The sequence below is a fragment of the Streptomyces fuscigenes genome, assembly GCF_021556455.1.
GTDB lineage: Bacteria > Actinomycetota > Actinomycetes > Streptomycetales > Streptomycetaceae > Streptomyces > Streptomyces fuscigenes.
In genome coordinates, this window is sequence record NZ_JAKGCV010000282.1 from 1 (window position 1) to 7,300 (window position 7,300).

Annotated in this window: 7 protein-coding genes; 3 read left to right on the forward strand and 4 right to left on the reverse strand. The window is 71.8% G+C overall.

Annotated features, from left to right (window positions below):
- Window positions 1-132: 132 nt before the first annotated feature.
- The 4 genes from L1885_RS19975 to L1885_RS19990 all read right to left on the reverse strand — a co-directional run bounded on the left by L1885_RS19975 (window position 133) and on the right by L1885_RS19990 (window position 3,424).
- Window positions 133-810, reverse strand: a complete 678-nt coding sequence (locus L1885_RS19975) for a GntR family transcriptional regulator (protein ID WP_235798534.1) — start codon at window positions 808-810, stop codon at window positions 133-135.
- 68 nt (window positions 811-878) lie between these two features.
- Window positions 879-1,826: a beta-ketoacyl-ACP synthase III gene (locus tag L1885_RS19980; RefSeq protein WP_235798535.1), complete on the reverse strand. Its 948-nt coding sequence runs from the start codon at window positions 1,824-1,826 to the stop codon at window positions 879-881.
- Window positions 1,827-1,956: 130 nt separating this feature from the next.
- Window positions 1,957-2,103 carry an MFS transporter small subunit gene (locus L1885_RS19985; RefSeq protein WP_235798536.1) on the reverse strand — a complete coding sequence of 49 codons (147 nt, stop codon included), beginning with the start codon at window positions 2,101-2,103 and terminating at the stop codon, window positions 1,957-1,959.
- Window positions 2,072-3,424, reverse strand: a complete 1,353-nt coding sequence (locus tag L1885_RS19990; protein ID WP_235798537.1) for an OFA family MFS transporter — start codon at window positions 3,422-3,424, stop codon at window positions 2,072-2,074. The genes L1885_RS19985 and L1885_RS19990 overlap by 32 nt, the downstream gene beginning before the upstream one ends.
- A 302-nt stretch (window positions 3,425-3,726) precedes the next feature.
- Between L1885_RS19990 and L1885_RS19995 the strand changes: the two genes are divergently transcribed.
- The 3 genes from L1885_RS19995 to L1885_RS20005 all read left to right on the forward strand — a co-directional run.
- The gene (locus L1885_RS19995; protein WP_235798538.1) at window positions 3,727-4,710 is read left to right on the forward strand and encodes a 2-dehydropantoate 2-reductase; all 984 of its coding nucleotides are present in this window, start codon (window positions 3,727-3,729) and stop codon (window positions 4,708-4,710) included.
- Window positions 4,711-4,867: 157 nt separating this feature from the next.
- Window positions 4,868-6,790 (forward strand): molybdopterin oxidoreductase family protein, encoded by a 1,923-nt coding sequence (locus L1885_RS20000; protein WP_235798539.1) that lies wholly within the window; start codon window positions 4,868-4,870, stop codon window positions 6,788-6,790.
- A gap of 6 nt (window positions 6,791-6,796) precedes the next feature.
- On the forward strand, window positions 6,797-7,300 hold a 504-nt coding region (locus tag L1885_RS20005; RefSeq protein ID WP_235798540.1), incomplete at its 3' end, for an NADH-quinone oxidoreductase subunit NuoE family protein.

The following is a 7,300-nucleotide window of genomic DNA, read 5'->3' on the forward strand; positions in this document are numbered from 1 at the left end:
AGGCGGCAGGCGGCAGGCGGCAGGCGGCAGGCGGCAGGATCGCGCGGAGCGCGCGGGAGTACGAGCAGCGGGCCGGCCGGGCTCGACCCCCGGGGCCACCGGCGCCCGGCCCCGGGCCCTCGGCCCACCGCCTCAGTCGCGCTCGCGGTGGTGGTACGTCGAACGGGTGTGCTCGGTGTGGGCGCGCATCACGGCGACGGCGGCGGCCTCGTCGCGCGCTGCGATCGCCTCTATGAGCTCGCGGTGCTCGATCCACGACTGCTTGCCGCGCTGCCGCGCCACCGGCGTGTAGTACCAGCGGACCCTGCGGTCCACCTGGCCGGCCAGTTCCGCGAGGACGACATTGCTCGCCATCTCCATCACGCGGGCGTGGAAGGCCGCGTTGGTGGCGACCGTCAGGTCGACGTCGTCGTCCTCGACCGCCTGCTCGCCCTGCGCGCAGAGCCTCTCCAGGTCGGCGATCCCGGCGGGGTCGGACGTCGCCGCGGCGAGCCGCGCGGCCTCGGCCTCCAGCAGGGTGCGGACGGACAGCAGCTGGTCGGCCTCCTCCTCGGTCGGCTCGTGGACGAACGCGCCCTGCGCGGGGCGCAGATCGACCCAGCCCTCGGTGTTCAGCCGCTGGAGCGCCTCACGGACGGGCTGCCGCGACACGCCGAGGTGGCCGGCGAGCTCGCTCTCCACGAGGTGCTGGCCGGGCGTCAGGGCACGGGTGATGATGAGTTCGAGGAGTGCCTCGTAGACCCGCTCGCGCAGGGGTCCGGGGCGCTCCAGCTTGGGTACCGTGCCGTGCGGCAGTCCTGCGGACAACATTGGGCCTCCCTTGCCGGCCGACCGTGACGGATTGGCTATCGTCTACAGTCTACCGATACGTGGGAATCTCACGGACAGCGGATCACCTGGCCCGCGTACGAGAGGTTGCCGCCGAAGCCGAACAGCAGGGCGGGCGCACCCGAGGTCACCTCGCCCCTGGCGACGAGTTTGGACAGCGCCATCGGGATCGAGGCGGCCGAGGTGTTGCCGGAGTTCACGACGTCCCGGGCGACGACCGCGTTGACGGCGCCGATCTTCCGGGCGACCGGCTCGATGATCCGCAGGTTCGCCTGGTGCAGGACCACCGCGCCGAGTTCCTCGGGCGCGACCCCCGCGCGCTCGCACACCTTCCGCGCGATGGGCGGCAGCTCGGTGACGGCCCACCGGTAGACGGACTGGCCGTCCTGCGCGAACCGGGACGGCACCCCCTCGATGCGCACGGCGGTGCTCATCTCGGGCACCGAACCCCACAGGACGGGACCGATGCCGGGGCTCTCGCCCGGGCCGACCGCCTCCACGACGGCGGCCCCCGCCCCGTCGCCCATCAGGACGCACGTGGAGCGGTCCGTCCAGTCGGCGACGGCGGTCATCTCGTCGGCGCCGATCACCAGCGCGCGGGACGCGGCCCCCGCACGCACGGTGTGGTCCGCCATCGCCAGCGCGTGCGTGAAGCCGGCGCAGACCACGTTGATGTCGAGCACCGCGGGCGACCCCATGGAGAGGCGGGCCGCCACCCGCGCGGCCATGTTCGGCGACTTGTCGACCGCCGTCGACGTGGCGACGAGCACCAGGTCGATGTCCGCCGGGACGAGGCCGGCCGCCGCCAGCGCCTTGGCGCCGGCATGGGCGGCCAGCTCGTCCACGGGTTCGTCGGGGCCCGCGATGGACCGGGTCTTGATGCCGACACGACTGGTGATCCACTCGTCGCTCGTGTCGACCATGCCCGCCAGGTCGTCGTTGGTGAGCACTTTGGCGGGCTGGTAGTGCCCGAGCGCGGTGATGCGCGTGCCTGTCACGCGGGACCCCCTTAGCTGTCGAGGCTGGATCTTCCAGTCTCGTCAGCGACTGACCAGTAACGAGACAGGCGAACCGACAGGATTCGCCCGCGCCGCTTGGAGGGACCGCAACATATCGGCCGAACAGGGATCAACCCGTGAACAGCTGTTTGGCTTTCAGGACCAGTTCGTACACCCCGTAGGCGAACGGGGCGCCCACCCAGACCCAGGCGAGGACCGCGAGCCCGGTGCGGTTCGGTCCCGTCTCAGATGCCGGACTCGGCGGTGGCGTGGCCATCGGGCTCCCCCTTGCGTGTCTCGATGTGGTGGCGCGGGTGCACCGGCCGGACGAACTCGTTGGCGACCAGGCCGACGACGAGCAGGCAGATCATGATGACGAACGAGACGCCGTACAGCTGCGGTCCGGACTTCCCGGCGTCGGCCTGCGCGTCCGCCACCCAGTTGACGATGAGCGGGCCGAGGACGCCCGCGACCGACCAGGCGGTCAGCAGCCGGCCGTGGATGGCGCCGACCTGGTAGGTGCCGAACAGGTCCTTCAGGTACGCGGGCAGCGTCGCGAAGCCGCCACCGTAGAAGGAGAGGATCACCATGGCGCAGATGACGAACACCGGCTTCGCCGTGTCGCCGGCCAGGAAGATGACCAGGTACATGGCGATGCCGACCACCAGGTACATCCGGTAGATGTTCTTCCTGCCGATGACGTCGGACAGCGAGGACCAGCCGATCCGTCCCGCCATGTTGGCGGCCGAGAGCAGCGCCACGAAGCCGGCCGCGGCGGTCGCGGACACGGAGGCCGAGGTGTTCGCGAAGAAGTCGGTGATCATCGGAGCCGCACGCTCCAGGATGCCGATGCCCGCCGTCACGTTCATGCACAGCACGATCCACAGGCACCAGAACTGCGGGGTCCGCAGCGCCGACCTGGCCGACACCTGGACGGAGCCGATCAGCGTGACGGCGCCGGGCTCCGCGCCCGCGATCGTCGGCGCGTCCGGCTTGGGCCGGGGCAGCCGGATGAGGAACACGCCGAGGGACATGAACAGGGCGTAGACGAGGCCGTGGACGAGGAAGGCGAGCGCGATGCCGCCGCTGTCCGCGCCGAAGTGGTCCAGCATCGCCTGGGACCACGGCGAGGCGATGAGCGCGCCGCCGCCGAAGCCCATGATGGCGATGCCGGTGGCGAGTCCGGGGCGGTCGGGGAACCACTTGATGAGGGTGGACACCGGTGAGATGTAGCCGATGCCCAGTCCTATGCCGCCGACGAATCCGTAGCCGAGGACGATGAGCCAGTACTGCCTGGTCTCGGCCCCGAGGGCGGAGATCAGGAAACCGGAGGCGAAGAAGACGAGCGCGACCGTCATCGCCCAGCGCGGGCCGTTGCGTTCGACGAGGGTTCCGCCGAACGCGGCCGACAGGCCGAGCATGACGATGGCGAGCTGGAAGGGGAGCGCGCTCTGCGTCCCCGACAGGTTGAGCGCGGATTCGAGTGGCGGCTTGAACACGCTCCAGGAGTAGGCCTGGCCGATGGAGAGGTGCACTGCCAGTGCCGCGGGGGGCACCAGCCATCGGCTCCAGCCCGCTGGTGCGATTGGGGGTTTCATGGCAGCGAACTCTAAGAAGCGGAACGTGGATTGGGAAGATCTTCATCACGGCGTGTCCATGACGTTCCGGGGACGGTCGGGCGGCGTTCCGGTCACGGGCCGCCCGGCGCGGGCACGCGGCGGCCGCCGGCGCCCGGCCGGTCAACAGCTCGCAAACAAAGGCGGAACGGCCCGCCGAAGGCGTCAGGAGGCTTGTGGGTACCAAACCCATACTGTAGACAGTATATCGTCGACATGGAAGTCGGCATGGACTCGGAGTGTGACGCTTCCCTCGGTCTCCCTCACCGAATGGAGAGCCCCACGTGAAAGTCGCGATTGTGGGCGCCGGAGCCATCGGCGCCTACGTCGGAGCCGCGCTCGGCAGAGCCGGCGCCGACGTCCATCTGATAGCCCGTGGACCGCACCTCGCGGCCATGAGGCAGCACGGCGTCCGGGTGCTGAGCCCGCGCGGTGACTTCACCGCGCACGTGCACGCCACCGACGACCCGGCCGAAGTCGGCCCGGTCGACCATGTGTTCCTCGGACTCAAGGCGAACTCCTATGCGGCGTGCGGGCCGCTGGTCGAGCCGCTCCTCACGGAGTCGACGTCGGTGGTCGCCGCGCAGAACGGCATCCCGTGGTGGTACTTCCACGGGCACGGCGGCCCCTTCGACGGGCGGCGCATCGAGAGCGTCGACCCCGGCGGGAGCGTCAGCGCCGTCCTGCGGCCCGAACGTGCCGTCGGCTGCGTGGTGTACGCGGCCACGGAACTCGCGGCGCCCGGGGTCGTACGCCACCTCGAAGGAACCCGGTTCTCCATCGGGGAGCCGGACCGCACGCTCTCGCGCCGCTGCCTCGACCTCAGCGACGCGATGCGCGCGGGCGGACTCAAGTGCCCCGTCGAGCCGGACCTGCGCAACGACATCTGGATCAAGCTCCTCGGCAACATCTCCTTCAACCCCATCAGCGCGCTGACCCGGGCGACCATGCGGGAGATGTGCGCGCACCGCTCCACGCGCGGCGTCATCGAGACGATGATGGCCGAGACCCTGGCGGTCGCGCGGTCGCTCGGCTGCCGTCCGGAGATCTCCGTCGAACGGCGGCTGGCCGGGGCGGAACGCGTCGGCGACCACCGCACCTCCACGCTCCAGGACCTGGAGAAGGGCAAGCCGCTCGAACTCGACGTGCTGCTGGCGGCCGTGGTGGAACTCGCGGATGCCACCGGCACCCCGGTGCCGACCCTGCGCACGGTCGCCGCCATCTCCGACCTGCTCGCCCGCGGCACGGCACCCGCCGCGGCCGCCTGACACCCCGCCCCACCCACCGACCGAAGGCCCGGCGGCCGCCACCGTGCACGAGTACGCCGTCACGCATCCCGGTCCACAGGCTTCCGTCGAGCAGAGCGTCAGCCGAACCCGTACGCGACGGGGCGGACCGCCGGCCATCATCCAAGGAGCGCACACCGTGAGGAAACGAGAGCGCACACCGACGACCTATACCCGCATCACCCATCCGCTGGTGCGTGACGAGAAGGACGGACCCCTGCGCCGCGCCGGCTGGGACGAGGCACTCGACCGTGCGGCGGCGCAGCTCGCCGCGGCGCGCGGCGCGTTCGGGATGTTCTCCTGCTCCCGCGCCACCAACGAGATGAACTACGTGGCGCAGAAGTTCGCCCGCGTGGTGATGGGCACGAACAACGTGGACTCGTGCAACAGGACCTGCCACGCGCCGAGCGTGGCGGGGCTCGCCGCGGCCTTCGGCTCGGGCGGCGGCACCTCCTCGTACGAGGAGGTCGAGCACACCGACCTGATCCTCATGTGGGGATCCAACGCCCGCTTCGCCCACCCCATCTTCTTCCAGCACGTGCTCAAGGGCATCAGGAACGGCGCGAAGATGTACGCCGTCGACCCGCGCCGCACCTCCACCGCCGAGTGGGCGGAGAGCTGGCTCGGCCTGAACGTCGGCACGGACATCCCGATGGCGCACGCCATCGGCCGCGAGATCATCCACGCGGGCCTGTACAACCGGACGTTCGTCGAGCGCGCGACCACCGGCTTCGAGGAGTACGCCGCCGAGGTCGAGCCCTGGACGCCGGAGGTCGCCGAACGGGTCACGGGAGTGCCCGCGGCGGCGATCACCGACCTCGCGCACGCCTTCGCACGCGCCGAACGCGCCCAGCTGTGCTGGACGCTGGGCATCACGGAGCACCACAACGGCACCGACAACGTGCGCGCGCTGATCAACCTGGCGCTGCTGACCGGCCACGTCGGCCGCTACGGCTCCGGCGTGCAGCCCCTGCGCGGGCAGAACAACGTGCAGGGCGGCGGCGACATGGGGGCCATCCCCAACCGGCTGCCCGGCTTCCAGGACATGCGGGAGGAGGGTGTGCGGCGGAAGTTCGAGACCGCGTGGAACACCGTGATCCAGCCGCGCCACGGGATGACCCTCACCGAGATGTTCGAGGCCATGGACTCGGGCGGCCTGCGGGCGGTCTACTGCATCGGCGAGAACCCGGCGCAGTCGGAGGCCGACAGCGAGCAGGCCGTCGAGCGCCTGCGGCGCCTGGACTCGCTGGTGGTGCAGGACATCTTCCTGACGCGCACGGCGGAGCTCGCCGACGTGGTGCTGCCCGCGACGGCCGCGTGGTGCGAGACCGACGGCACCACCACCAACAGCGAGCGGCGGGTGCAGCTGGTGCGCAAGGCCCTCGCGCCGCCCGGCGAGGCGCGCGACGACATCGACATCATCTGCGACCTGGCGTCCCGGCTCGGGCATCCGTGGAGGTTCGCGGGCGCCGAGGCCGTGTGGGACGAGCTGCGGGCGCTCTCGCCGCAGCACCACGGCATGACGTACGGGCGGCTGCGCGAGCACCACGGCATCCAGTGGCCGTGCCCGGACCTGGACCGCCTCGAACCGAGCTACCTGCACGGCCGGCTGTGGGAGGAGGACCCCGCGCTGCGGGGCAGGCGGGCGCCGTTCGGCATCGTCCGGCACGACCCGCCCGTCGACGCGACGACGGAGGACTTCCCGCTCCGGCTCACCACGGGCCGCCGCCTCGACTCGTACAACACCGGGGTGCAGAGCGGCAGTTTCGCCTCGCCGCTGCGCCGGGGCGAGTACGTGGAGTTGTGCCCCGAGGACGCCGAGCGCTACGGAGTCGTGGCGGGCGAGGAGGTGCGGGTCACGTCGCGGCGCGGCGCCGTGGTGGCGCCGGTGTGGATCGACCCCGGCCTGCGCCCCGGCCTCGCGTTCATGACCATGCACTTCCCCGACGAGGTGGACACCAACCAGCTGACCATCGAGGCCAACGACCCGATCGCGGGCACCGCCGAGTTCAAGGCGTCGGCCGTCCGGGTCGAGCGGCTGCACGAGCGGGCGGGGGGCTGAGGGCGGATGGACCTGCGCTTCGGCGAGACGAGGCCGACGGACGAGGAGCGTGCCGCGGTCGACGCGGTGCTCGGCCCGCCCGCCTCCTCCTGGGAGGGCGGCGGCGAGCGGACCGGCACCGACCTGCGGTGGGCACGCGGCGGCCGGGAGGCACGGGAGCGGCGCGACCTGCTGCTGCCCGGACTGCACGCGGTCAACGACCGGGTGGGCTGGATCAGCGAGGGCGCACTGGACTACCTGTGCCGGCGGCTGACCGTGCCGCCCGCCGAGGCGTACGGCGTGGCCACGTTCTACGCGATGTTCTCGATGAAGCCCCGCCCCCGGACGGTCGTGCACCTGTGCACGGACCTCGCGTGCGTGTCCCGGGGGGCGGCGGCGCTGCGCGCCGGGGTCGAGGAGCGCCTCGGGGCGCCGGGCGCGCGGGCGGACGGGATGCTCTGGCAGGAGAGCCCGTGCCTGGGCCTGTGCGAGCGGGCCCCGGCGGCGCTGGTGGTGCGGGCGGGCCCGGGC

Coding starts and splice junctions, on each gene's coding strand:
- L1885_RS19975 (WP_235798534.1), bottom strand. CDS start 810: ATGTTGTCCGCAGGACTGCCGCACGGCACGGTACCCAAGCTGGAGCGC.
- L1885_RS19985 (WP_235798536.1), bottom strand. CDS start 2,103: ATGGCCACGCCACCGCCGAGTCCGGCATCTGAGACGGGACCGAACCGC.
- L1885_RS19990 (WP_235798537.1), bottom strand. CDS start 3,424: ATGAAACCCCCAATCGCACCAGCGGGCTGGAGCCGATGGCTGGTGCCC.